This is a genomic window from Flavobacterium sp. B114r (assembly GCF_056824125.1).
The window spans coordinates 3087802-3114723 of record NZ_CP124858.1 but is presented as its reverse complement, the minus strand read 5'-3'; the positions used below and the strand labels follow the sequence as shown (position 1 = coordinate 3114723).

General features: G+C 33.9%; 23 protein-coding genes. 15 read left to right on the top strand and 8 right to left on the bottom strand.

The window, feature by feature from the left end; all coding sequences use genetic code 11:
* Positions 1-164 precede the first annotated feature (164 nt).
* The 6 genes from QLQ94_RS13385 (at position 165) to QLQ94_RS13360 (ending at position 7321) form a co-directional block, all read left to right on the top strand.
* Entirely contained in the window at positions 165-2711 is a 2547-nt protein-coding gene (locus QLQ94_RS13385; RefSeq protein WP_271335660.1) for an ATP-dependent Clp protease ATP-binding subunit, read from the top strand.
* Positions 2712-2852: 141 nt separating this feature from the next.
* Positions 2853-4223 (top strand): 30S ribosomal protein S6--L-glutamate ligase, encoded by a 1371-nt coding sequence (gene rimK, locus QLQ94_RS13380; protein WP_271335659.1) that lies wholly within the window; start codon positions 2853-2855, stop codon positions 4221-4223.
* Between the two features lie 209 nt (positions 4224-4432).
* Complete coding sequence (locus tag QLQ94_RS13375) at positions 4433-4951, top strand: DUF421 domain-containing protein (protein ID WP_271335658.1); 519 nt, start codon at positions 4433-4435, stop codon at positions 4949-4951.
* A 107-nt stretch (positions 4952-5058) separates the two neighbouring features.
* Positions 5059-5394 (top strand): PadR family transcriptional regulator, encoded by a 336-nt coding sequence (locus tag QLQ94_RS13370; RefSeq protein WP_271335657.1) that lies wholly within the window; start codon positions 5059-5061, stop codon positions 5392-5394.
* Positions 5391-6008, top strand: coding sequence for a hypothetical protein (locus QLQ94_RS13365; protein WP_271335656.1), 618 nt, complete (start codon positions 5391-5393; stop codon positions 6006-6008). Before QLQ94_RS13370 ends, QLQ94_RS13365 begins: the two co-directional genes overlap by 4 nt.
* Positions 6005-7321 (top strand): serine hydrolase domain-containing protein, encoded by a 1317-nt coding sequence (locus tag QLQ94_RS13360; RefSeq protein WP_482497414.1) that lies wholly within the window; start codon positions 6005-6007, stop codon positions 7319-7321. Before QLQ94_RS13365 ends, QLQ94_RS13360 begins: the two co-directional genes overlap by 4 nt.
* A gap of 92 nt (positions 7322-7413) precedes the next feature.
* Here the strand turns inward: QLQ94_RS13360 and QLQ94_RS13355 are convergent, their stop codons facing one another.
* The 4 genes from QLQ94_RS13355 to hutH all read right to left on the bottom strand — a co-directional run bounded on the left by QLQ94_RS13355 (position 7414) and on the right by hutH (position 12503).
* A complete protein-coding gene (locus QLQ94_RS13355) occupies positions 7414-8769 on the bottom strand; it encodes an SMI1/KNR4 family protein (protein WP_482497413.1) in 1356 nt (451 codons plus the stop codon).
* A gap of 159 nt (positions 8770-8928) precedes the next feature.
* Positions 8929-10263, bottom strand: a complete 1335-nt coding sequence (locus QLQ94_RS13350; protein WP_271335653.1) for an inorganic phosphate transporter — start codon at positions 10261-10263, stop codon at positions 8929-8931.
* A 32-nt stretch (positions 10264-10295) separates the two neighbouring features.
* On the bottom strand, positions 10296-10940 hold the full coding sequence (locus QLQ94_RS13345) for a DUF47 domain-containing protein (protein ID WP_007810732.1): 645 nt from the start codon (positions 10938-10940) through the stop codon (positions 10296-10298).
* Positions 10941-10988: 48 nt separating this feature from the next.
* Entirely contained in the window at positions 10989-12503 is a 1515-nt protein-coding gene (hutH, locus tag QLQ94_RS13340) for a histidine ammonia-lyase (RefSeq protein ID WP_427403056.1), read from the bottom strand.
* Positions 12504-13138: 635 nt separating this feature from the next.
* Here hutH and thrA point away from each other — a divergent pair.
* The 4 genes from thrA (at position 13139) to QLQ94_RS13320 (ending at position 19269) form a co-directional block, all read left to right on the top strand.
* On the top strand, positions 13139-15586 hold the full coding sequence (gene thrA / locus QLQ94_RS13335; RefSeq protein WP_427403057.1) for a bifunctional aspartate kinase/homoserine dehydrogenase I: 2448 nt from the start codon (positions 13139-13141) through the stop codon (positions 15584-15586).
* A gap of 123 nt (positions 15587-15709) precedes the next feature.
* Positions 15710-16645: a homoserine kinase gene (locus QLQ94_RS13330; RefSeq protein ID WP_271335649.1), complete on the top strand. Its 936-nt coding sequence runs from the start codon at positions 15710-15712 to the stop codon at positions 16643-16645.
* Between the two features lie 379 nt (positions 16646-17024).
* On the top strand, positions 17025-18314 hold the full coding sequence (thrC, locus tag QLQ94_RS13325; protein ID WP_271335648.1) for a threonine synthase: 1290 nt from the start codon (positions 17025-17027) through the stop codon (positions 18312-18314).
* Positions 18315-18588: 274 nt separating this feature from the next.
* On the top strand, positions 18589-19269 hold the full coding sequence (locus QLQ94_RS13320) for a type I restriction enzyme HsdR N-terminal domain-containing protein (RefSeq protein WP_271335647.1): 681 nt from the start codon (positions 18589-18591) through the stop codon (positions 19267-19269).
* 326 nt (positions 19270-19595) lie between these two features.
* On the opposite strand, the gene QLQ94_RS13315 is transcribed toward QLQ94_RS13320, so the two are convergent.
* Positions 19596-20063 carry a JAB domain-containing protein gene (locus tag QLQ94_RS13315; protein WP_427403101.1) on the bottom strand — a complete coding sequence of 156 codons (468 nt, stop codon included), beginning with the start codon at positions 20061-20063 and terminating at the stop codon, positions 19596-19598.
* A 777-nt stretch (positions 20064-20840) separates the two neighbouring features.
* Here QLQ94_RS13315 and QLQ94_RS13310 point away from each other — a divergent pair.
* The 4 genes from QLQ94_RS13310 to QLQ94_RS13295 all read left to right on the top strand — a co-directional run bounded on the left by QLQ94_RS13310 (position 20841) and on the right by QLQ94_RS13295 (position 22904).
* A complete protein-coding gene (locus tag QLQ94_RS13310; protein ID WP_427403102.1) occupies positions 20841-21317 on the top strand; it encodes a hypothetical protein in 477 nt (158 codons plus the stop codon).
* A gap of 19 nt (positions 21318-21336) precedes the next feature.
* Positions 21337-21570 (top strand): hypothetical protein, encoded by a 234-nt coding sequence (locus tag QLQ94_RS13305; RefSeq protein WP_271335645.1) that lies wholly within the window; start codon positions 21337-21339, stop codon positions 21568-21570.
* A 111-nt stretch (positions 21571-21681) separates the two neighbouring features.
* Positions 21682-22188 (top strand): GNAT family N-acetyltransferase, encoded by a 507-nt coding sequence (locus QLQ94_RS13300; RefSeq protein ID WP_271335644.1) that lies wholly within the window; start codon positions 21682-21684, stop codon positions 22186-22188.
* 167 nt (positions 22189-22355) lie between these two features.
* Positions 22356-22904 carry a HutD family protein gene (locus QLQ94_RS13295; RefSeq protein ID WP_271335643.1) on the top strand — a complete coding sequence of 183 codons (549 nt, stop codon included), beginning with the start codon at positions 22356-22358 and terminating at the stop codon, positions 22902-22904.
* 179 nt (positions 22905-23083) lie between these two features.
* On the opposite strand, the gene QLQ94_RS13290 is transcribed toward QLQ94_RS13295, so the two are convergent.
* Positions 23084-23653 (bottom strand): Crp/Fnr family transcriptional regulator, encoded by a 570-nt coding sequence (locus QLQ94_RS13290; RefSeq protein WP_271335642.1) that lies wholly within the window; start codon positions 23651-23653, stop codon positions 23084-23086.
* A 217-nt stretch (positions 23654-23870) separates the two neighbouring features.
* On the opposite strand from QLQ94_RS13290, the gene QLQ94_RS13285 reads away from it, so the two are divergent.
* Positions 23871-24989: a pectate lyase family protein gene (locus QLQ94_RS13285; protein WP_271335641.1), complete on the top strand. Its 1119-nt coding sequence runs from the start codon at positions 23871-23873 to the stop codon at positions 24987-24989.
* 316 nt (positions 24990-25305) lie between these two features.
* Here the strand turns inward: QLQ94_RS13285 and QLQ94_RS13280 are convergent, their stop codons facing one another.
* Positions 25306-25689: a DUF3037 domain-containing protein gene (locus QLQ94_RS13280; RefSeq protein ID WP_271335640.1), complete on the bottom strand. Its 384-nt coding sequence runs from the start codon at positions 25687-25689 to the stop codon at positions 25306-25308.
* A complete protein-coding gene (locus QLQ94_RS13275; protein ID WP_482497408.1) occupies positions 25679-26461 on the bottom strand; it encodes a HipA family kinase in 783 nt (260 codons plus the stop codon). The genes QLQ94_RS13280 and QLQ94_RS13275 overlap by 11 nt, the downstream gene beginning before the upstream one ends.
* Positions 26462-26922: the final 461 nt, after the last annotated feature.

Sequence of the window (26922 nt, the reverse complement as noted above, 5' to 3'; positions counted from 1 at the left end):
TGATTTATTAACAACTTTTTTTTAGCTTTTGGTTAATAAATTAAGCGTATTTTAACGCTTTTATTGTTATTTTTTTTGTCTCTTAGCTGTCAGGAGTTTCTGAAGGGTATGGTTTTTGTTTTTCAAACACTAATTCACTAAATTTACAATACCAATTATATATTATGGATGATAATTTTTCACCAAGAGTAAAAGATGTTATTACCTACAGTAAAGAGGAAGCCTTACGTTTGGGCCACGACTTTATTGGTACTGAACATCTAATGCTAGGCATTTTAAGGGATGGAAACGGAAAAGCTATTCATATACTTAATAACCTTGCAGTCGATTTAGATCATTTACGCAGGAAAGTAGAAATACTGAGTCCAGCCAATCAAAGCGTTGAAGTAAATGCCGAAAAGAAGAATCTTCATCTTACGCGCCAGGCGGAAAGAGCCCTGAAGACCACATTTCTGGAAGCTAAAGTATTTCAGAGCTCGTCGATTAGCACGGCGCACTTGCTTTTGTGTATCTTACGAAACGAAAACGATCCCACAACCAAACTATTGAATAAACTAAAAATAGATTATGACATAGCTAAAGAACAATATTTAAATATGACTCCAAACGAAGAAGAATTCTTAGAAAACTTGCCAAGAAACGAATCGTATAATGACGATTCAGGACAAGATGACAGTCTAAAAGAAAGTAGTTTTAATAATCCCGCCAATAAGTCAAACAAAAAATCAAAGACTCCGGTTTTAGATAATTTTGGGAGAGATTTAACAGAAATGGCAGAAGAAGGAAAACTGGATCCGGTTGTAGGACGCGAGAAAGAAATTGAACGTGTTTCTCAAATTCTAAGCCGTAGAAAAAAGAACAACCCGCTACTTATTGGAGAGCCTGGAGTTGGTAAATCTGCTATTGCAGAAGGACTTGCTTTACGTATTATCCAAAAGAAAGTATCTCGTATCCTTTTCAACAAACGTGTGGTTACCCTTGATCTTGCCAGTTTAGTAGCAGGAACAAAATACCGCGGTCAGTTTGAAGAAAGAATGAAAGCCGTGATGAACGAGCTGGAGAAAAATGACGATATCATTCTTTTTATTGATGAAATTCACACTATCGTAGGCGCTGGTGGAGCAACAGGTTCTCTTGATGCTTCAAACATGTTTAAACCTGCTTTAGCAAGAGGTGAAATCCAATGTATTGGCGCTACAACTCTTGATGAATACAGACAATATATTGAGAAAGATGGTGCTCTTGAAAGACGTTTTCAGAAAGTAATCGTTGAACCAACATCTGTTGAAGAAACTATTGCAATCTTAAACAACATTAAAGATAAATATGAAGATCACCACAATGTAACTTATACTCAGGAAGCAATTGAAGCTTGTGTTAAATTAACGAACAGATATATGTCTGAGCGTTTCTTACCAGACAAGGCTATTGATGCTCTTGACGAAGCCGGATCTCGCGTACACATTACTAATATTGATGTTCCTAAACAAATTCTTGATTTGGAACGTCAGTTAGAAGAAGTTCGTGAAATGAAAAACATGGTAGTCAAAAAACAAAAATACGAAGAGGCTGCCAAACTTCGCGATGATGAAAAACGCATTGAAAAAGATCTTGCTGTTGCACAAGAACAATGGGAAGAAGATTCTAAGAACAACAGAATTGAAGTTACAGAAGACAATGTAGCCGATGTTGTTTCTATGATGACCGGAATTCCTGTAAACAGAATTGCACAAACAGAAAGCAATAAGTTAGCCAAATTACCTGAATTAATTCAAAACAAAGTAATTGGTCAAAATGAAGCAGTTTTAAAAATTGCCCGTTCTATTCAGCGTAACAGAGCCGGACTTAAAGATCCTAACAAACCAATTGGTTCGTTTATTTTCTTAGGTCAGACTGGAGTTGGTAAAACACAATTAGCGAAAGTTTTAGCAAAAGAGTTATTCGATTCTGAAGATGCATTAGTTCGTATTGACATGAGTGAATACATGGAGAAATTTGCGATCTCTCGTTTAGTTGGAGCGCCTCCGGGATACGTAGGATACGAAGAAGGTGGTCAATTGACTGAAAAAGTTCGTAGAAAACCATATTGTGTTGTGTTATTAGACGAGATCGAAAAAGCGCATCCGGATGTATTCAATATGATGCTTCAGGTTCTTGATGACGGATATTTAACAGATAGTTTAGGTCGCAAAATCGACTTTAAAAACACTATCATTATAATGACATCGAATGTTGGTGCGCGTCAGTTAAAAGATTTTGGACAAGGTGTAGGATTTGGAACTGCTGCGAAAGTAGCTCAGGCTGATGAAAACTCAAAAAGCATTATAGAAAATGCATTGAAAAAAACTTTTGCTCCTGAATTCTTAAACAGAATTGATGATGTAATCGTATTCAACGCATTAGAGAAACATGATATTGATTTGATTATCGAAATTGAACTTGCAAAACTATATTCACGCGTTTCTGAACTAGGATACAAATTGAATCTTACAGATAAAGCAAAAGCTTTTATTGCTGAGAAAGGTTTTGACAGACAATTTGGAGCACGTCCTCTAAAAAGAGCAATTCAGAAATATGTTGAAGATTTGTTAGCAGAAGAAATCATCACTTCAAAAATACATTCAGGCGATGAGATCTTAATGGATTTAAAAGATGATTCCCAAGAGCTTTCTGTAGAAATACACAAAGCCGAAGAGCCAACTAATCAATAGATTATTTCAAACTCATAACAAATTTAATTTACCCGTTACGTTTTCATAACATAACGGGTATTTTTTTTAGATAAATTACTACCTTTAGTAAAAGCAAATAGCTATTTTTGGCTATTATATTCTATAAATAAATAATAACGTATGCTTCAAAATAAAGTCATTTTAGGTAGCGAAGAATGGTGCGCATTTCCAGAACTAGGAATCCCGACAATCAAAGCTCGCGTCGATTCTGGTGCTAAAACTTCGGCAATGCACGCGATAAACATAGCTCCTTTTATAAAAAATGATGCCAATTGGGTAAAATTTGACATTAATCCAATTCAGAATAACATTAAAACCGTCATACATTGCGAAGCTCCGTTGGTTGACAAAAGAATCGTAAAAAGTTCAAGTGGCTTCAGAGAACATCGTTACGTGATTCAAACCAGCATTAAGCTTGGTGATGTAAAATGGCCAATCGAAATGACTTTGACCAATCGTGACTCGATGGGTTTTCGAATGCTTTTAGGCCGTGAAGCCATGAGCGGACGTGTATTGGTTGATCCTGAAGAAAAATACATGTTAGGACAACCTACTCCTGAAACATTAAAAGAACTATATCAAAATTCAGAAAAAGCGACTTCTGGTCTACGAATCGGACTTTTGGCGAGTAATCCTGAATTATACAGCAATAAAAGAATCATGGAAGCGGGTGAAATGCGCGGTCATGAAATGCATTTTTTGAATATCAAGGAATGTTACATGAAGCTGGACGCAAAAACACCTGAAATTCATTATCGCGGTGGAAAGATATTAAACCAATTTGATGCTATTATTCCAAGAATCCGACCAAGCATTACTTTCTACGGTTGCGCTCTTACACGTCAATTTGAAGCATTGAAGGTTTTTGTTTTAAATTCGGCTTCAGCCATAACACAATCCCGGGATAAATTATATTCATTGCAGTTGCTTTTGAATAGCGGAATTGATATTCCAACAACTGGTTTTGCTAATTCTCCTTTGGATACAGACAATTTAATCAAAATGGTAGGAGGTTCACCTTTAATTGTAAAATTATTGGAAGGAACACAAGGAAAAGGGGTTGTTTTGGCCGAAACCAAAAAAGCGGCAGAAAGTGTTATCAATGCCTTTAAGAGTTTGAATGCAAACATCCTTGTTCAGGAATTCATCAAAGAAGCAAACGGAAAAGATATTCGTTGTTTTGTAATCGACGGAAAAGTTGTTGCAGCAATTCAGCGTGAAGCAATGCCGGGAGAATTTAGAGCAAACATTCATCTTGGAGGAACAGCCTCTGTAATAAAAGTAACTGCCGAAGAGAAAAAGATTGCCATAAAAGCTGCAAAAGCTATGGACTTAAAAGTCGCCGGGGTCGATATTATTCGTTCTTCAAAAGGACCGTTATTACTGGAAGTCAACTCTTCTCCTGGTCTTGAAGGAATCGAAGGTGCTACCAATAAAGATATTGCAGGCGAAATGATCAAAGCGATTGAAAAGAATTTTAAACTAATATAAGTTCATTTAGCTTTTAGCAACAAAATAATCGCAATATTGTCATCCCGAGGAACGAGGGATCACACTCGAAACTCGACAACGATTATCGATTTACTTTGCGGAGCTTCTAGTGTGATCCCTCGTTCCTCGGGATGACAAAAATGTGCAGACTAGCTTTGTCAAAGTTTAAAACTTTGACAAAGCTTTTTTTAAATTTAAACTCAAAAAAAATGGCGCTATACCCCTATTTAGATATTATTGCAAGAAGTATAGCTGTATATTTTTTCATGACAATTGCACTTAGACTCTTTGGAAAAAAGGAACTTTCGCAATTAAACACTGCAGATATTATTCTTATTTTACTGATCAGTAACTCGGTTCAAAATGCAATGGTTGGCCCAGACACAAGTCTTTCCGGAGGTTTAATTGCTGCTTTAGCTTTATTTATAATCAATTTTATTATAAAAAAACTGACTCATAAATACAAAGGCCTTAATAATTTATTACTAGATAAGCCAGAAATTCTGATTCACAATGGCGTGTTAGATTTTAAAACCCTAAGCAAATTAGACATCTCTCACGATGAACTAAAAGAAGCGGCACGTGAGCACGGTTTAGAACATTTGACAGATATAAAGCTCGCTATGCTTGAAATTGACGGCACCATAAGTATCATATCTCAGGACAAAAAGAACCTCAAACAAACACATTACAAAAGAAAACACAATCGCAAGAATTTGCAAAAGTGATCTTTTTTAAAATTTAAATATTTAAAAATCAACACTTTAAACATATAAAATAAAAAAACTTAGCCATATACTTTGTTATACTATGTATTTTGTTATACATTTGAAATATGAACGAAACATTTGTAACAAACTGGAAATCGCAGGTAAAGAAAGGCACCTTAACTTTTATCATCCTGAACGTACTTAAAAATCATGAGTACTATGGTTATGAACTTATCGAACAAATAAGAAAACATACCGAGATAGAAATCGCCGAAGGAACTCTTTATCCTTTGATGAACCGATTGAAAACAGAAGAATTAGTAACATCAAAATGGGTCGAACAAGAAACTGGTATTCCCCGAAAATATTATTCCTTGACCGAAGCCGGAATCGAAACTTTAAGTCAGATGAATATCTATTGGGAAAATCTTGAAAAATCAATCAAAAAAATCATTCAATGAGAATAGAAGATATCAAATTCGAACAAAAAGCTTCACAGAGAATTTATAACGATTACATGAAGCGTATTAAAAAAGCAACGGCTTCATTATCAAAAATCAATCAGGATGATATTTATATGGAATTCAACAGCCATATTTTTGAATCTATTCAGCATAGAAATAATGCAAATGAAATAGATTCACTATTGGATATAATTGAGAAATTAGGGATTCCGGAAGAAGTTTTAAAACCACTTGTCGCAGATAAAAAACTCGAACAGGCAACAAAAACTTTTAACCCTGTTCATGTTTTTAAAGCATTGATATTAAACTTTACAAATGGCGTTTCGTATATATTTTTCTTTATTTTATACCTTTTCCTATTTGGCTTTGTCTTCCTGATTTTTGCGAAAATATTCTATCCGTCACTTGTGGGATTACATATTAAACCCGATTCTTACTCTGTTTTTATACTCGGAATAGTAAATCCCGAAAGTCAGTTAAAAACCCAAACCATAGAAGTTCTTGGCAACTGGTTCATTCCTGTCATGTTGCTTTCAATCGTATTATTTTATTTCCTTATTACCCTGTTATTAAAATTCAAAAAATCAATCAACCAAAAAACCTTAGTATGAAAAAAATTATTATTACCAGTTTATTTACACTTATCACGACAATTGGTTTCAGTCAAAATTTCAATCCTCAAAGATTAGATAGTTTATTTCTTCTTTTAGAAAAGAACAATAAATATATGGGAAGCATCTCAATTTCTGAAAACGGAAAAACAATTTATGCCAAATCAATTGGTTACGATGATATTGCCAGTTCTAAGAAATCAAGTATAAACACAAAATACAGAATAGGTTCAATTTCTAAAATGTTTACAGCTTCGATGATTTTCAAAGCTGTAGAAGAGAAAAAAATCAACTTGAATCAAACTATTGATAAATATTTCCCAACAGTAAAAAATGCAAAAACCATTACAATTAGCAATTTACTAAACCACAGAAGCGGCATACATGATTTCACCAATGATGAGGATTATTTAAAATGGAGTACTGAATTTCAATCCAGAGATAAAATGATCGCAAGAATAGCCGGAGGAGATAGTACTTTTGAGCCTAATACAAAAGGTCAATACAGTAATTCTAACTACGTTTTATTATCTTTTATACTTGAAGATGTTTACAAAAAGAAATTTGGAGAAATTTTAAATCTAAAAATTGTCAGTCCTCTAAAATTAAAAAACACTTATTTAGGCGGAAAAACAAGCATAGAAAATAACGAATGCTTTTCATATACATTTGATGGAAAATGGAATAAAGAAAATGAAACCGATATGTCGATTCCGCTTGGAGCCGGCGGAATTGTTTCTAACCCAACAGATTTAAACTTATTTATCGAAAATCTTTTTGCAGGTAAAATTGTTTCTATTGAACATCTAAATGAGATGAAAACACTAAAAGACAAATACGGAATGGGAATTTTTGAGTTTCCTTACTTTGAACTAAAAAGTTATGGTCATACCGGAGGAATTGATGGTTTCAGATCTGTTTTAAGCTATTTCCCAAATGAAAAATTAGCATTAGCCATTACTTCAAACGGAATTAATTATGACAACAATAGTATCTTACTTTGCGCATTGAGTTCTTATTTTCACAAACCTTATACAATGCCGGATTTTACCACCATTGCCATTACGACTGAAACACTGGATCCATATTTAGGCAATTACGGGAGCCCACAAATCCCGTTAAAAATAGCCATTTCAAAAAAAGATAAAACATTGATCGCCCAGGCAACGGGACAACCCTCTTTTCCATTAGAAGCAGCTGCCGCCAACATTTTTAAATTTGATCAGGCAGGTATCGCACTAGAATTCAACCCTGATAAAAAAGAAATGATCTTAAAACAAGGCGGAAAAGAATATACATTTACTAAAGAATAAATCAAGAAATACAAGTCAGACAAAAAGCTAGTTCCTAAATTGAAACTAGCTTTTTTCATTTCTTGAACTGATATATTTTTCTATTGATCTAATCAAATTTTCATTCCTTTTACAGTCTTATTATTCAAACCAAAAGATTTAAGTCTATGATTTAGATTTACTAAAATATAATCCTGCTCTTTCGGAAATTTTTCGGCTATAAATTTATAATGTTCTAAAAGTTTTTGATCTTCTACTCCATCCAAAGCCTGTAATACCGTATGAATAACTCTATTCGAATTATCCCTTAACCCGAGAATAAATGTATCAATATGATTGCTTTTATTCTCTAATTGACCAAGCGAATAATAAGCACTAACTCTTATGCCTTCATTATTATTTAAAGTAAAAGGAACAATAATATCTCCGTAATCAAAATTCATTTCTTTTAATAAATAAGTACAAAAACTAAAAATTTCATCGTCATTAATATTTTCAGTATTTGATTTGATCGTATCTAACCAATCTGAACTTTTATCCTTAGCATACCAAAATACAAACTGAAAAACATCTAACAAACTCTCTTTTGTAAAATCAACCAAGTGAGGTTTTGCACGTTCGTAATCAAACTTAGTAAGTATTTGAAGTAATAATTTTTGAATTTTCCCAACAGCTACTTTATATTGTTGTTCCAGAATATCTAAAGTTCCTAAATCAAGTTGTTGCTTTTTTAAGATTCCATTTAAACATTCTATTTTAGTGTCATTTTCATTCGAAGAAAAATATACTTCTAAAATATGATTCGACGTTCCTCCTAATGTATATCGAAACAAATCAGGTTCGATTAACATTACATTTTCAGGGATTATTCCATCAAGCCATCTTTCGTACCAATCTAAAAAATCAGATTCAAAAGCAAAATACGGCTTTTGTCTGCCAATGTCAACATTTACAATGCTTCCCTTATATCTCCCGTTCAAAACAAGAGCATAATAATAATTACACCCCTGAGTACCGATGGGTAATAATCCTGAAAATATTTTTCCTAATTCAAGATCAAAACCCTCATCAGAAATATCATCATTATCATCAATATTTTTATTCAGATCAGACCAAAATTCATCTGACATTTTTGGATGAATATTACAATCTTTTTTTAAATACAGCTCAGCATTCTCATCTATAAATTCATTTGTATTTTTTCCCAGAGGATAAATTCCGTAAGCTGGTCCAGCCGAAGAATTTTCGAATGTAACTCCACCATTACCAATGTGTAATAAAAATGCCTTATAACATTCGGGAAGTATCAAATTGTATTCCTTTTCAAATTCTGAAATCTGATCCTTACTTACTGGTTCTCCTAAAATATACTGGTGACTTCCTGCACCAAATACCTTTAAATCTTTATCAGCATTTTTTGCAATGATCAACTTCTTTTTAATTCTTTCTATTTGATGTAATTTATCCATCTTAAGGCTCAATCTCTTTATTAATTTCAATGTAAATATATATACATTATCATTTTAAAACAAGGAATACCATCCAACAAAAAAGCCAGTTTCTTTATTGAAACTGGCTTTTTTTATATTTAAAAATGCGATTTTAAATCTCACATTTATCTTTTTTTTCTAAGAAATAAATATACTTAAAATATAGTATACTAAACCTGCTAATAAAGCTGAAATAGGGATCGTTAATATCCAGGCCCAAATTAAGCTTACAGTAACTCCCCAACGAACAGCAGATACACGTTTTGTTAATCCAACCCCAATAATAGAACCTGTAATAGTATGTGTTGTACTTACCGGAATTTTTAAATGCTCAGTAAAATAAAGCGTCAATGCTCCAGCAGTTTCAGCAGCTACACCTTCAAACGAAGTTACTTTTGTAATTTTAGAACCCATTGTTTTCACAATTTTCCAACCACCACTCAAAGTTCCTGCAGCAATCGCAGAATAACACGCTAAAGGAATCCATCCCGGCATTACTCCTTTTATTCCTGAATCATCGTTTGGCAATACAACATCTAACCAGGTTTCCATATGAACACCAGGGTTTGTATTGATATAAACCGCTACAGCAGCAGCAATAATACCCATTACTTTTTGAGAATCATTTCCTCCATGTCCTAAACTGAAAGCAGCAGAAGACAATAATTGCATTTTCTTTAAAGCAGCATCTGCCTGATGTAGATTTAAACTACTAAATATCAAACAAAATGCGCTAACTGTCAAGATAATAAAGGCAACTAAAAACCATTTAATATTGTGTGGATCAAAAGCTACACTCCAAAAATGAGACTCGAATCTAGGCTTATCAATCGCTGAATAAGGAACCATAAGACTACTCACCAACCAAACGGTAGCAATCATTAAAGCTACAGTAAATATTTTTGGTCCAATAATTTTACGGGAAGCATTTAACAACCAGATCGAAATTAAATAAGATGCCAAAGCTCCTAATAATGGCGCCAAAACAATAAAAGCAATAATGATAAGAACTCCCGAAGGCATTCCCCCATCTTTTCCTGCATTATACCAACTTACTATTTGATACCAATAATGTGTAGTTCCATCTGCACCAACATAACTTGAAAAACCATGTACAGCGATCGCATGAGCAACTGCCGCTCCGGCAAAACCACCAATTAATGTATGTGATGAACTTGAAGGAATCCCTAACCACCAGGTCAATAAATTCCAGCAAATTGCTGCAATAACACCGGCCAGAATTACTACAAGGTTAATCTCCATAGTGTGCGCTGTTTTTGCAACAGTATCCGCAACACCAAATCCGAAAACCCAATAAGCCAAAAAGTTAAAAAATGCTGCCCAAAGAACCGCCTGAAAAGGCGTCAAAACCTTTGTAGCAACAACTGTTGCAATAGCATTAGCAGCATCATGAAAACCATTGATGTAATCAAAAATTAAAGCTAATACTATAATAATTATAAGTAGCGTCATAAATTATAACTTCAGAATGAAATAAATTGAATTTAAGAATGTTTTACAGAAATAGATTCCAGTATATTCGCAACACTCTTACATTTATCTGTTGCTGATTCTAAAACAGATAACACTTCTTTATATTTGATAATATTTTTAGCGTCTGTTTCGTTTTCAAAAATTTCAAAAACTGCTTTATTATAAACGTTATCTGACTTGTTTTCCAGTTTATTAATTCTGGCACAAGCATCTTTTATGACTTTAAAATTCTTTAAATTTCTCAATTCTTTTACCGCACTATCAATGTTTTGACAAGCTTCAAGATTGATTTCGGTCATTTTTCTGATTGATTTTGTAATCTTATCAACCTGATACAACCTCATTCTGCTTGCTGCTCCGTGCAAATAATCTGCAACGTTGTCAATAGAAGTAATAAGTGTGTGAATATCCTCTCTATCAAACGGAGTAATAAAATTTCTACTCAATTCAAGATTGGTCTGACGTGTAATGTCTTCTCCTTTTTGCTCTAATTCGTCAATTTTCTGAAAAAGAACTTCTCTTTCTTTCAATGGAAGATTTACAGCTTCGTGTAAATTAGAAGCTAATTCAATTAAATTGCTTGAAGCCTCTTCAAAAAGTGGAAAGAATTTCTTGTCTTTCGGCACTAAAAATTGGAAAATACTGTTTATTGACATTTTTATATTTTTGATAGTGCAAAATTACTTCATTAATAGTTTGCAATGTTAAGCCATTGTTAACAAATCGTTTTCAATTTGGAAACTGTCAAGGAATTCAACGGTATTTTCGATGTCATAATGTAAGATTCTATCCTCTTTAACAAGCGGAACTACTTCTCTGTAACTACTCAAAAACATCTCGATAAAATCACTCGATTTTAACGGTTCTCTATACGCAATTGCCTGCGAAGCATTCATCAACTCTATTGCCAGAATACGTTCTAAATTATCTAAAACCCTTAAAGCTTTTGTTGCTCCGTTTGCGCCCATACTCACGTGATCTTCCTGCCCGTTACTCGATACAATACTATCTACGCTTGATGGCGTTGCCAATTGTTTGTTCTGGCTTGCAATACTTGCCGCTGTATATTGGGGAATCATAAATCCTGAATTCAATCCCGGGTTATCTACCAAAAATGCCGGAAGATTGCGCAATCCTGAAATCAACTGATACGTTCTTCTTTCAGAAATACTACCTAATTCAGCCAAAGCAATTGCCATAAAATCTAAGGCCAGAGCCAAAGGCTGTCCGTGAAAATTTCCTCCGGATATAATCTGATCTGCTTCTATAAATATATTTGGGTTATCGGTAACAGAATTAATCTCGGTTTTGAAAACTTTTCGAACATAATCGATTGCATCTTTTGAAGCGCCATGAACCTGTGGCATACAACGGAAAGAATACGGATCCTGAACGTGTTTTTTCTCCTGAGCAATAATCTCGCTTCCTTCCAGAAACTCATTAATACGTTGTGCTGTAATAATTTGCCCTTTATGAGGACGTATATAATGAATCAATTCGTTAAAAGGTTCGCTTCTTCCATCAAAACCTTCAAGAGAAATTGTTCCAATTAAATCAGCCAGATACGAATATTTGTAGGCTTTTATCAAAATATGAGCTCCGTAAGCACTCATAAATTGAGTTCCGTTCAATAATGCCAAACCTTCTTTTGATTTTAAAACGATTGGTTCCCAGCCAAAGTGTTTTAAAACTTCTTTTGAATGCACTTTTTTTCCTTCAAACAAAACCTCGCCCTCACCTAATAATGGTAAAGACAAATGTGCCAATGGGGCTAAATCTCCGGATGCTCCTAAAGAACCCTGAGTATAAATAATAGGTAAAACGTCATTGTTATAAAAATCAACCAAACGATCTACCGTTTGCAGTTGAATTCCCGAATGTCCGTAACTTAAAGATTGAATCTTAAGCAAGAGCATCAACTTAACAATCTCAGAAGGAACTTCCTCTCCTGTTCCGCATGCATGCGACTTTACAAGGTTTTCCTGAAGTTTTGATAAATTTTCATTCGAAATTTTCACATTACAAAGTGATCCAAAACCTGTATTGATTCCGTAAATAGGTTCAGAATGTGAAGCCATTTTTTTATCTAAATAATCACGGCATTTCTGAATATTTACTTTAGCCTCCTCTGATAATTCAAGTGTTTTTTGATTCACTATGATTTCTTGCAGTGCTTCTAAACTTAAGGTTTCAGTACTTATATAATGGATTTCTCTCATGTTGTTTGTATTTTAAGACATCAAAATTCAGCAAATCAATATTAAAAAGCAACATTTGTTCATAATAATTAAATTTTGCACCATTTCACTTCTTCACTTTTATCTATTTGATAATCTATATCACACAAAAAATCAGTTCTTAATTTATCAAAAAAATGAACGATTATTTCAAGATATTACTTCAAAAAAGCATTCCCTACTTAATATATAGAATAAAAAGATTGATTTTTCAATTGATATTCAAAAAATAGAGTCTTGTTTAATTTTAAAGCATTAATAAAAAAAGCACTAAATATATGAATAAGCCAACTTTAGGGTTTTAATTTTAACAATTACTCAATATTAAAATTCTTATATTTGAAATATTAAAATATTCGCAAAAAGGGCATTACGTTTTTTAACTTTTATAAAAAACTGTACTTTTGGAAAACCAAAATGAAAAGTAACAGCGCAAAATATCAATCTACAATGACAACTCAAAGAGTTGCAATTGCTGCTACAACAATTTCTACTACAACAACTACCCCTTAGGGGTATACATTTTACATATAATCCTGGTTATCTATACTTTTTTCTTAAAGAAGGAAGGCATTGGATACATAAAAATATTTGCATAAAAAGAAAAAAACATCAAAATGAAAGTATTAAAATTTGGCGGAACTTCGGTTGCCAATGCTCAAAATATAAAACTCGTTCTCGAAATTATAAACCAGAATTCTAAACACGATAAATTAGTTGTTGTTGTTTCGGCTTTAAGCAAAGTAACCGATTTATTACAATCGGCGGCGGCAAAAGCAGCTGCAAACGACGAAAGCTTTAGAGATATCGTTGCCGAAATTGAAAAAAAACACCTTGATACCTTAAAAGATTTAATTCCGGTAAGCGAACAAAGCGGTTTATTAAGTCATGTAAAAAGAATCATAAATCATCTTGAAACTTTACTGGACGGTTGTTTCTTATTAGGCGAATTATCTCCAAGAACTTCAGATACTATTTTAAGTTTTGGCGAATTGCTTTCGTCGTACATTATCGCACAGGCATATCAGCAAATTGATAAAGATGTGATTTATAAGGACAGCCGCGAACTCATTAAAACCAACAATAATTTTAGTAAAGCGGTCGTAAACTTTGAAGTTTCGAACCAATTGATTCAGGAATATTTTGGCGGAAATCAATCGCAAATCAATATTTTACCCGGATTTATTTCTCAGACTCTTGACGGAATCACTACAACTCTAGGTCGTGGCGGTTCTGATTATACTGCGGCGATTATTGCCGGAGCACTTAACGCATCACAACTGGAAATCTGGACTGATGTAAACGGAATGTTTACTGCAAACCCAAAAATCGTAAAACAAGCTCAGCCAATTGCAAATATATCTTATCAGGAAGCAATGGAATTGTCGCATTTTGGTGCCAAAGTGTTGTATCCACCAACGATCCAGCCTGTTTTAAGAAAAAATATTCCAATTTTAATCAAAAATACTTTTGAGCCGGAAGCCGTTGGAACTTTAATTTCTAATCAGGTTTCATCAAAAGATACTGTTGTAAAAGGAATCAGTCATATTGATAATATTTCGTTAGTAACACTTGAAGGTCCTGGAATGATAGGAGTTTCGGGCTCATCAAAACGTTTGTTCGAAGTATTGTCTCAGGAAAAAATCAATGTTATTTTTATCACTCAGGCTTCTTCTGAGCATTCTATTTGTATCGGAATTTTAAATTCGGATGCTGAAAATGCCGAAGCAGCAATCAATAAAGCTTTTGAAGTTGAGATTTTACAAAACAAAATCGATCCTGCCATTGTAGAAAAAGACCTTTGTATTATTGCCCTTGTGGGTGAAAACATGAAAAACCATCAGGGTTTAAGCGGAAGAATGTTTAGTACTTTAGGTAAAAACAACGTAAACATCCGTGCTATTGCCCAAGGTGCTTCTGAGCGTAATATCTCGACTGTAATCAACGAAAGAGACGTTAAAAAAGCACTGAATACTTTACACGAGAACTTCTTCGAAGAGAACACTAAACAACTGAATCTATTTGTAATGGGAGTTGGAAATGTGGGTGAGAAATTCATCGAACAAATTCACAGTCAAAGAAAGTTCTTGAAAGAAAATCTGAAGATTAACGTTCGCGTTATTGCTTTATCGAATTCCAGAAAAATGCTTTTTGATGAAGACGGAATTTCCCTGAAAGACTGGCAATCGGCTTTAGATAAAGGAGAACATGCTATTCCGGCAGAATTTATCGCTCGTGCCAAAGAACTGAATTTACGCAACAGTATTTTTGTAGATATTACAGCAAATGCAAGTGTTTCTGAAACTTACGAAAAATTCTTAAAAGAAAGTATTGCCGTTGTAACCTGTAATAAAATTGCCTGTTCATCTGCTTATGACAATTATAAAAAACTAAAAAGTTTATCTCGTCAATATAACGCTCCATTTTTGTTTGAAACCAATGTTGGTGCAGGATTACCAATTATAGATACGGTAAAAAACTTAATTGCCTCAGGTGATAAAGTGCATAAAATCCAGGCGGTTTTATCCGGAAGTTTAAACTTTATTTTCAACAACTTTGATAAAGACAATTCTTTTCATGATGTTGTAAAAGAAGCCGGAGTTCAGGGATTCACAGAGCCAGATCCTAAAATTGACTTAAGCGGAATCGATGTTGCACGTAAAATTCTGATTTTAATTCGTGAAAGCGGTTACGAAATGGATATTGATGCCATCGCCAACGAATCGTTCCTGCCAGCCGAATGTTTAGCAACAACAAACAACGAAGACTTTTTTGCATCGTTAACAAAACATGCTTCACATTTCGAAAAAATCTACGAAGAGGCTTTAGCCAAAGATTCAAGATTGAAATATGTAGCAAAATTCGAAGACGGAAAAGCAAGCGTAGGATTACAATTCATCCCAAAAGACCATCCTTTTTACAACTTAGAAGGAAAAGATAATATCGTGTTGTTCTACACAGATCGTTACGTAGATCAGCCTTTATTGATCAAAGGTGCCGGTGCAGGAGCAGCCGTTACAGCATCAGGAATTTTTGCAGATGTAATTCGAATAGGTAACAATTAAAGGTACTAAGTTGCTAAGGTTCTGAGTTTTTTTTATACTTGGAGACTTAGAAGCTTAGCAACTTAGAAGCTAGAAAATAAAAAACTTTGTGACTTTGTGCCTTCGTGGCAAAACCAACCAGAAATGAAAGAAATTAAACTATTTTGCCCGGCAACTATCGCGAATCTTTCGTGCGGATTTGACGTACTTGGACTTTGCTTAGACAATGCGGGTGATGAAATGATTGTTCGTAAAGTAGATCAAAAAGGAATTCGCATTACTAAAATTGTAGGTGCTGATCTACCTTTAGAAACCGAGAAAAACGTTTCGGGAGTTGCAGCCGTTGCAATGCTTGAAGCTTACGAAAAAGATTTTGAAGCGATAAATTTTGGATTCGAAATCGAAATCTACAAACACATCAAAGCCGGAAGCGGAATTGGAAGCAGTGCTGCAAGTTCTGCCGGAGCCGTTTTTGGGATTAATGAATTATTAGGAAAACCATATTCTCGTAAAGATTTGGTGCAATTTGCCATGCAAGGCGAGAAATTAGCCAGCGGAAACGCTCATGCTGACAACGTTGCCCCTGCCCTTTTGGGAGGTTTTACTTTGGTTAGAAGTTACGCTCCGCTGGATATTATCAGAATTAACAGTCCGGAAGAATTGTTCGCAACGGTGGTTCATCCTCAAATTGAGTTGAAAACTTCTGATGCGCGTTCGGTATTAAAACAAACCGTTTCCCTAAAAAGCGCGATTATGCAATGGGGAAATGTGGGCGGATTAATTGCCGGATTATACACAAAAGATTACGATTTGATAGGAAGATCACTTCATGACGAAATCGTAGAACCTTTAAGAAGCGTTTTGATTCCTGGATTTGATTTAATCAAACAAACGGCTATTGAAAACGGTGCTTTAGGTTCTGGAATTTCAGGTTCTGGTCCGTCGATTTTTGCTTTAAGCAGAGGAAAAGAAACCGCTGATAAAATTGCAAAAGCCATGAGTGAGGTGTATGAAAACATGAATTTGCCCTATGAAATTCATGTTTCGAAAATTAATCCCGATGGCGTAAGAATTATATAACACTAATTTACACGAATTATACGCCATGTTTGTCAGGCTGAGCGAAGTCGAAGCCCACGCAATGTATGAAACATAAAGTTTGTCATTTCGACGAAGGAGAAATCACATTAGTAACTCACACACAGCACGTTGCTCTCTGGATGCGATTTCTCCTCCGTCGAAATGACAAAAAAGCGTTAATCAATACAATTATAAAAATAAAAAAAAAGTAACCACAAAGCTTTGCGATCTCTGCGTTTTCAAAAGAAACCAATCCCTTGCGGTCTTTGCGGTAAAAAAACAACCATTGGAATTTAAAAATTGGAATTTGATAATACAGAAAGTCTATTTTCTATACTCTATTCTCTTTTTTCTAAAATCTAAAATCTAAAATTTAGAAATGAAATACTATAGTTTAAACCATAATGCACCCGAAGTTTCTTTTAAAGAAGCTGTAATACAAGGATTAGCAAGTGATAAGGGATTATATTTCCCAAAAAACATCACACCATTAAATCCTGCATTTTTTAATGTAATCGAAAATCTAAGCCACAACGACATCGCTTTTGATGTGATTCAGCAATTTGTGGGTGATGAAATTCCGGAAGAAAACTTAAGAGAAATCATCGCCGATACTCTGGTTTTTGATTTTCCTGTTGTAGAAGTCGAAAACGGCGTTTATTCGTTAGAATTATTCCACGGACCAACAATGGCTTTTAAAGACGTTGGAGCGCGATTTATGTCACGTTGTCTGGCGTATTTTAATAAAGACAAAAAAGACAGTAAAAATACGGTTTTAGTTGCCACTTCCGGAGATACCGGAGGAGCCGTTGCAAGCGGATTCCTTGGCGTTGCAGGTGTAGATGTTGTGATTTTATATCCATCAGGAAAAGTGAGCGACATTCAGGAAAAACAATTGACTACTTTAGGACAAAATATAAAAGCCCTTGAAGTTGATGGTGTTTTTGATGATTGCCAGGATATGGTAAAAAAAGCATTTTTAGACGAGTCTTTAGCGCATAAAAACCTGACATCTGCGAATTCTATAAATATTGCGCGTTGGTTGCCGCAAATGTTCTATTTTTTCTTTGCTTACAAAGCATTGAAAAGCCAAAACAAACCATTGATTTTCTCTTGCCCAAGTGGAAACTTCGGAAATATCTGTGCCGGAATTATGGCAAAGAAATTAGGATTGCCAATCGAACATTTTGTAGCGTCTACAAACGTAAACGATACGGTACCAAGATTCTTAGAAAACGGAAAATACGATCCAAAACCTTCTAAAGCCACAATCTCTAACGCAATGGATGTTGGAAACCCAAGTAACTTTATCAGGATTCAGGAATTGTACAACAATGACTTAAAAGCTTTCGAAAAAGATTTCTCTTCTTATAGTTATACTGATGAGGAAACCCTTGAAGCTCTAAAAAATATTTATAGCATAAACGGTTATATCGCAGAACCTCATGGCGCTGTTGGTTATCTTGGTTTGAAAAAAGAATTACAAAAACATGAGAGCGCCATTGGTGTTTTCTTAGAAACGGCACATCCTATTAAGTTTTTGGATGTTGTTGAGCCTGCTTTGGGAATTACGCTTCCTATTCCGGAACAAATTGAAAGTGTTATTAATGAGGAAAAAGTTAGTGTGAAGATTGGGACTTATGAGGAATTGAAGAGTTTCTTAGGTTAATAAAGCTAATATGAAATAATATATCGAACGACTGAGATTTATTTTCAGTCGTTTTTTTATTGCATTAAACCAAAATTATTTTGAGTTAGCAAATAAAATATCAAGTACGGAAATCCGTAAAAATTGGCTAGAAATAATATATATATGAAAAACAAGAAAACAAAAAAAAGCTTCGCTTATCTACCCAAATTTAAATGTATATGCGAAGGTTTGTTTTGCCTATAAACAGTTAAAGATTAAACAAAGTAGAACTAAGAATTAAATAACTTAAAATATGTTTGATGATTTAAATTTCGAAATTTTAAATAATCCTGAATACAAAGAGGACTCTGTTAGAGAAGATATAGTAATGCCTATTTTAAAAAAACTAGGGTATTCCTCATCTGGTAAAAATAAAATTAGAAGAGCAATTCCATTAACACATCCATTTGTTAATATTGGTTCAACTCAGCGAAAAATAAATATCATACCTGATTACATTCTTGAAACTGAAAATGGTGTCAAATGGATCTTAGACGCCAAAGGACCTAATGAAGATATAATTAAAAGTGCTAATGTCGAGCAAGCCTATAGTTATGCAATTAATCCTGAGGTTAGATGTGACGTATATGCATTATGCAATGGAAGACAATTAACCGCATTTAATATAAGGGAAATTCAACCAATTCTACAAATTGACATAGAAAACATAGATGAAAATTGGAGAGAAATAGCAACTATATTAAGCCCTTTACATCTAGAAAAATTTTATTTAAAAGATTTTCATCCTGATTTGGGAGTACATTTACTTAAATCGGGACTTGACTACAATGTTAGAATTCACATAGTTCATGCATTTGTTCACAATATAACAAAAGTTAATGATGAATTGTATACGGTATACTCAGTTGTTTACTTTGGTAATGATTATGGGCTTCTTTCGATTTTAAACCAGAGAAACTTTCTGAATTTTTAAATTCAGTACCTGAAGAAAAGAAAGACCTTATAATAAGTGGCTTAACAAATAATCCATATAAAGTTGATTTCAATTCAATTGAAGAAGCTTTTCCAATTGCGATTAGTGCGAAAAGAGGTACAATTGCTTATACTAATAGTAATGAAACTTACATCCCTTTAGAAGTTATTGAATTCAACAGTATCATCAGCTAGCGCAAGTGTCCCACTCGTGAACGCAAAGAAATTCAAAAACCAATTGAAACGTTCACGAGCGAGACGCTCGCGCTAGCAACTGATAATGGAAATAGAAAAAGAAGAAGAATTGTTATTCCTATTTCTACTCCATTAGAGATAATCATTATCCGCAAAAGAATAATAACTTTCCGGGGTAATGATCAAATGATCTATTACTTTTATATCAAGGACAATACCTGCTTCTTTGACTTTTTTAGTTATCAATCTATCCGAAGGAGAAGGAAGTATTTTGCCGGAAGGATGATTGTGCAGCATAATAAGCGCGGTTGCATTTGCTTTGAGCGCTGCAGTAAACAATAATCTCAGATCTACAAAAGTTCCTGTTATTCCCCCTTTGGATACTTCATAAAAACCCAGTACTATATTTGACTGGTTTAGCAAAAGAATTTTAAACTGCTCAAAAAACTCTATTTTATTGGGATCCCAAAATTTTAAAGCCAGTTTGTAAACTGATTCGGAAGAATCAATCTGAGGTCTTTCTGAGAGTTTTACCTTCGTCTTATAAAACAGTTCAATTTCTGATGCAATTCTCCAATCTTTCTCTTTTGCCAATTTCATAATAATGAAGATTTACAAATTATTTACAATAGCCTCTCAAAGCTATAAATGATTCCTTTTTTCTTTTGTAATTTAAATATTCCTTATAAGAAAAGTGTGGTCATATAATACCACTATTTGATTTCGCCCTTTAGATAAAAAATTCAAATTCAGGATAAATCCATTCTCAATATTGTAATTTTGTTTTTTCAGTAAAAGCAGAAAGTAATTCAATAAAAAAAATATACATTACAGCATAAATATTCCCTTTCTAGCGCAAGCGTTCCAGTCGGGAACTCAAAAAATGGCTAATTCAAATTGAATAATTCATGAATACAGGGCTAATACCAGGAAACAAACATATTTTTTACTAAGTTCTAAAATTATGGAAAGATTCTTTTTCATCATATTAATTATCCAAATGCTGTCTTACGGGCTAATAGATCATTTTAAAATAAAATATGGACGTTTTATTGTGCTTTCAATATTTTTATCACTTTTTCTAATTGCCTTCCCTCTTTATTTTCGTTTACCAGAAGAAACCATTCAAAATTACTGTGGATTTTACTACTACTTTGATTACTTTCACATCTATTGGAATATTGGTATTACGCTAGTTTTAGCTGCTCACTTTACTTATTGTTATTTAATTAATAGAAAATCAAAAATATCTAGTTTAAAAAATTAAATAAGTTTTTGCAACAATTATTTTTTAAGATAAAGCCAATTCTAAATATCATAATTTTGTTCCTCCAGCTAAAGCAGAGAGACAGTTCAATTCTAAAAACTAAAATACTTATGGCGATTTGGCAATATCTTTTAATGGTAGTTCCTGAGAATTCTATTGACAGCAATTATCAATGTATTTTTAAAAATAATAAAACAGGTTTTTTACCTGAAACAAAATCTTTTTGGAAAAATTTTGATGACGACATTCCTTCGATTATTGCTGAACTGGATCAAATTATAAAAAGAGCTAATTGGGGTAATGATACTTTTATAAATTGGAAAGGCGATGGAAATAATGAAGAAGATAATGATGCTTGCATTTGTTTGAGTGATGATAAAACAAGAATAGAGGAATTTCAATTCCGAATTGATTTGAGAAAAGCATCAAATATTACAAATATTCTTCAATCAATATTGAAACTTTGCGAAATAAACCAATTTGTTTTGATTGACTTAAAAGGCGAAATTTATAAACCAAAAATAGAATATATAATTGAAAGTATAAAAGCTTCAAATGCAAATACTTTTCTTATAGATCCAATATAGTTTTTAGAAAATTTGAGTAATGAAAAAAGAACATAAAATTATACTTGATTTATTAGAAATGTATTTGGAAAAAAATCCAAGCCAAAGATTTGGACAAGCACTTTTTAATCTCAATATTAATGAATTTAAAGAAATTACCGATCCGCGAAATCCGAATTATGATTTAAGAGATATTTATGGTGACGCTGATTTAGATATCGCTGAAAGAATTAAAAATCGGTTAAGTTTGATGGAATCTCAAAAGAACAAATAATTAAAACCTTAAAAATTTTGGCTAAAGCCAATTCTAAATATCATAATTTTGTTCCTCCAGCTAAAGCAGGAGGCTATTCAAAAAATTAAAAATTACAGCATAAAAATTAACATGATTACAAAAGCAACATTACAAGACATTCCATCGTTAAACCTATTAATAAACTCAGCCTACAGAGGCGAAACTTCTAAAAAAGGCTGGACTACAGAAGCTCATTTACTAGAAGGAAAAAGAACTACAGAAGAAGAATTAACCGAAATTATTCAAGATCCTAAAAATACATTTCTGAAATTTACAGAGAATGACAAAATTATTGGTTCGGTTTTATTGGTCGAGAAAGAGCATCAATTATATGTGGGAATGTTAACCGTTTCTCCTGAATTACAAAATAGCGGTATCGGAAAAAAGATGTTGGCAGAAGCTGAAGTTCATGCTAAATCTTTAGGATTGTCTACTCTTAGTATGACCGTTGTTTCGGTTCGTGCAGAGCTTATTGCCTGGTACAAACGTCACGGTTATGTCGATACGGATAAAAGAGAAGCTTTTCCTTCAAGTGATATTCATATTAATATTTCTGATAAGCCTTTAGAATTTATATTTTTGGAGAAAAGGCTTTGAGAGTTTAACCGCTAAGACCGCAAGGGTTTACGCTAAGTTCGCTAAACTTTTTATTGCTTGACTTTTATAATCTCGCAAATGCGCAAAGGCGCAAAGTTTTCTCACTATATAACTGATATAAATCCCTTTAGAAACAGGATTAAAGATGTAATTAAAACATTCAATACATGAACATACGCCTTTTGCCTAAAAAAGATAGTTCAGCCTCTATTTGGGGTGGTGGATTGACATATGAATATATTATATATCCAGAAACAGCAAAGTATAGCGACAGAGATTTTATATTCAGAATAAGCAGTGCTACTATAGAGAAAGTTCCCTCAGAGTTTACCAAGTTTAAAGGCTATTACCGATACCTGGTTATGCTTGATAACTATCTGGATATTGAGCTAAACAAAGAGAAAAAAAGATATGAGAAATATGAAATCATAGAATTTAATTCCGCTGATGAAGTGACTTCTTATACAAAAGGTACTGATTTTAATTGGATGGTTTCTGAAAAAGTATCCAATCATAAACTAAAAATAACGAATGGTAATCAGAATTATAATGCTGAAATAATAATCTTATTTTCTTTGCATACAACAATTATAAAAATTAATGAGAAGCTATATGATCTCGAACCTCATGATTTATTAGTCATTGAAAATCAAAAAAAGGAAAATATAGTGCTTGATTTTTCTAATGAATGCCTCTGTGGAATATTGGATTTTTAAAATTTGGTTTATTTGTTTCAGGTTTCAGATTTAACCGCAAAGGCCGCAAGGGTTTACGCTAGGTTCGCTAAGTTTTTATGCAATATTTTTTTAATCGCGCAAAGACGCCAAGCTGCCAAGTTTTATTTTTCTTTGCTCCTCTGCGACTTTGCGCGACTCTTTTTTTTAAACTTAGAACCTTAGCACCTTTTTTTAATCTTTGACAAAAACTCGTGTGAAACTCCAAGGTAAGAGGATAAATTTCTGTTGTTGATTTTATCTGCTTTGTGTGAGTACTTCTCAATAAAATCGAGATACCTTTGTTTGGAGGTTTTGTTTAAGACATCGATCAGTCTTTGCTGAATAGCGATGTTTGCTTTTTCGACCATAATAATGTGAAACTGAATTAGCTTTGGCACTTGCTCAAACAAGAGTGCTTTGTTGGTTTTACTAATGACCAAAATCTCGCTTTCTTCTATCGCCTTTATGTTGTAAGTTGTGGGCTTTTGATGGTAGAAACTTCCCAGATCACACATCCATTCGTTTTCGAACGAGAAAAAAATGACACTTTCAGTGCCATTATCATTCAAAATGTAGGTTTTGAAAGCACCTTTTAAAATAAATCCTTCATAAGAACTGTTTGAATCCTGAATCTGCAGGAATTCATTTTTCTTAAGTTTAATAAACTTGACTTTTTCAACAACTAATTTCCATTCTTCATCTGTTAAAGGTATTTTGTGTTCAATGCTTAATCGTAGGTTTTTATACATGTGGTTTTACTTTTTATTCTTACTCAGGGGCGTAAGTAGGTTAATGAATGAAAAATAATGTAATCGATTACGTAAAAATATACTTTTTTGTAATGTAACAGTTGTTAAATACACAATTAATAGTAAATTATTTTCAAAACATTGAACTTGTTCAACTTTTTTCATACTAATTATAGTCAGATTTGCAGTATTAACTATTTAACCAAACTTAAATATTATGAAATTTAAATCAACATGGACAGTGTTAGCCTTAACACTTGTATTAGGATTTGCAAGCTGCAACTCTGACGAAATTGCTTCTTACCAAAGCAATCAAAATGCTATTATCGAAACTACCACACCAACTGATGGTAATTTTACAGCAAAAGTTGGAAACTGTGCTCAGGTTCCGGGATGGGCATCTCAAAACGGAGGAACAACCGGTGGAGGAACATCTGCAGAAACGGTTGTGACTACTTATGCTCAATTAAAATCAGCTATTGAAAACAGCGCGGTAAAAGTGGTAAAAGTTAGTGGCACAATCACTATTACCACAAGATTGTCGTTGCAGGATCAAAGCGGCAAAACTATTTATGGTGCAAGCGGTGCAAAATTAGTTTCGACTGACCAGACCAAAGACGGTTCAGGTATTATTAACATCAAAAGATGTACGAACTTAATCATCAGAAACTTGATTTTTGAAGGCCCGGGCGCTTATGACACTGATGGTTGGGACAATGCTGTCTTAGACGATTGTCAAAATGTATGGGTGGATCACTGCGAATTTAGAGATGGTGTTGATGGCAACTTCGATATCAAAAATAAGTCTGATTATATTTCAGTTACTTATTCTAAATTCCATTACCTGAAACCACCTAAAGCAGGAGGTTCAGGAGGTTCTGATGATCACAGATATTCGAACTTAATTGGTTCAAGCGACGGAGCAACTGCTGATCGCGGAACATTGAGAATTACTTTTGCCCGTTGCTGGTGGGCTCCTGGCTGCAGAGAGAGAATGCCAAGAGTACGTTTTGGCAAAGTGCATATCATCAATAGTTACTTCAACAGTACGGTAAGCAACAAATGTATTGCTGCTGGTTTTGAAGCTAATATTAGGGTAGAAAATAACGTTTTTGAAGGCGTTAAAACTCCTATTGATTTAATGACGGGTTATACAGCTGTTACAGCAGTTGGAAACGTATTTACGAGTACTACAGGAAACACTGCAGGAAGCAATACCGCTTTTACTCCTCCGTATTCTATTGTAACACTTGCAGCTTCGGCTGTTAAAGCTGATATTACTGGTGGTGCCGGAGCTGGTGCGACTTTAGGAGGTAATGTTTGCGGTTCGTTTTAGTAAAATGCGTTAATTTTTAGTTTTTTTTATAACCATCTAAGTTATATAAGAAAATTTAAGTCAGTAGGCTTATGATTTCTTAAATGATTTATATGGTTATTTTTTTGGTTTTTTCCACGAAGGCGCTAAGACGCTAAGTTTTTTTATAGCAAGTCTTTTATAGTCGCGCAAAGACGCCAAGTCGCCAAGTTTCTAAATTATTGGCGACTTTGCGTCTTTGCACGATTTTTATTTTACAATATGTTAGACGCACTGCTGTGCGTCTCTACACGAAAAACCTCTGTCCCTTTGCAACTTTGCAACTTTGAACCTTCCTCTAAAGAACTAATTCTTCAAACAATCTTTGAACTGTTTTTTCTAAATCCTGGGATAATCCTGTATGTGGTCTTGAAGTTTGTATGGCTGAACTGCGTATGGCGGTTAACCAGCGAAAACGTTCCGGAATATCCATTGCTCCTATCGGGCCGCCATCTTTGGCTCCGTTTACAATTTTTTCTAATGCTGTTATGTTGCAATGCAATTGTTCGATATCAAAATCGTTTGATAAGGCCTCGACTTTCGCATCGTTTATGTGGTGTAATACTTTTATAAACTTGGCTCTTTTGCAAAATAAAATGACTCCGATATTCAGGAATTCTTCGCGTTCTACTCTTGGTACCACACGAATTACGGCATACTCATATAAGTGACTATCTTGCATTATTCGCTTGGTTTACAAAGATTTCTGAATTGTTTAATCTCGTTTGCAAAAACTGTAAGTATACATTTCGCAAAGTTTCAGGAGTTTCGTCTATATCCTCCCATTGAAGCCACTCTTCCGGAATTGTATTTACAATATCTACCAGAATTTCCGGTGTTAAAAGTGTTTTATATTCGGCATCAACTTCTTTTAAAAGAGAGGCTTGTGGCAATAAAACGTGATCTTTTATCAAAGCAAACGGACTTTTGGCATGTTGCTCCCAATTGTTCCAGGAATGGTGAAAATACAAACATGCGCCATGATCGATAAGCCATAATTCTTTGTGCCAGATCAACATATTGGTGTTTCTGAATGTACGATCGACATTGGTAATATAAGCGTCTAACCAAACAATCTGCGAGGCTAATTTTGCATCAGCAGTTGTTACGACAGGATCGAAAGTGATAGCTCCGGATAAAAAATGAAGTGCGAGATTTAATCCCTGGCTACCTTGCAGTAAATCCTGAATTTCTTCGTCGCCTTCGTTTCTGCCAAATGCCTCGTCGAGATTAGCAAAAACTAATTCCGGTAATTGCAATTTTAATGCTTTAGCGATTTGTCCGCCTACTAATTCGGCTATCAAAGCTTTTACGCCGTGACCGGCTCCTCTGAATTTTAAGACATATTTAAAATCGTCATCGGCTTCTGCCAAAGCGGGTAATGAACCGCCTTCACGCAAAGGTGTTATATATCGTGTAACGTTTACCGTTCTGAGATCGAAATTTTTTTTCATAAGCAGTATTTACTGAAATACAAACTTACTAATTTAGATTGTTAGATTTTTAGACTTCTTAGATTTCTTGGATTTTGCTTATTTAACTGCAAAGGTCGCAAAGGTTTACGCAAAGAGCGCTAAGGTTAATTTTAAAATTGGCTTCGCTTTATTAAGGTCGCAAAGCTTAATATTATAAAGAGATTGTGAAAAAAGTACGCGGATGAAACGGATTCGCTAAAGCGAAGACGCAGATTAATACGGATTTTTATCTTATCTGTGGTATTTTAACTGAAGGTTTTTGTTGAAAATTCCAACCTGCAATTGTCGTCATTTTTGTCATCCTGAGCGAAGTCGAAGGCGCGCCAATTGGAACGTGGGCTTCGACTTCGCTCAACATGACATAAAAAAAAACTTTGCGAACCTTTGCGTATCCCGATAGCTATCGGGATTGCAACCTTTCGGTTAAACACGCTCCAACA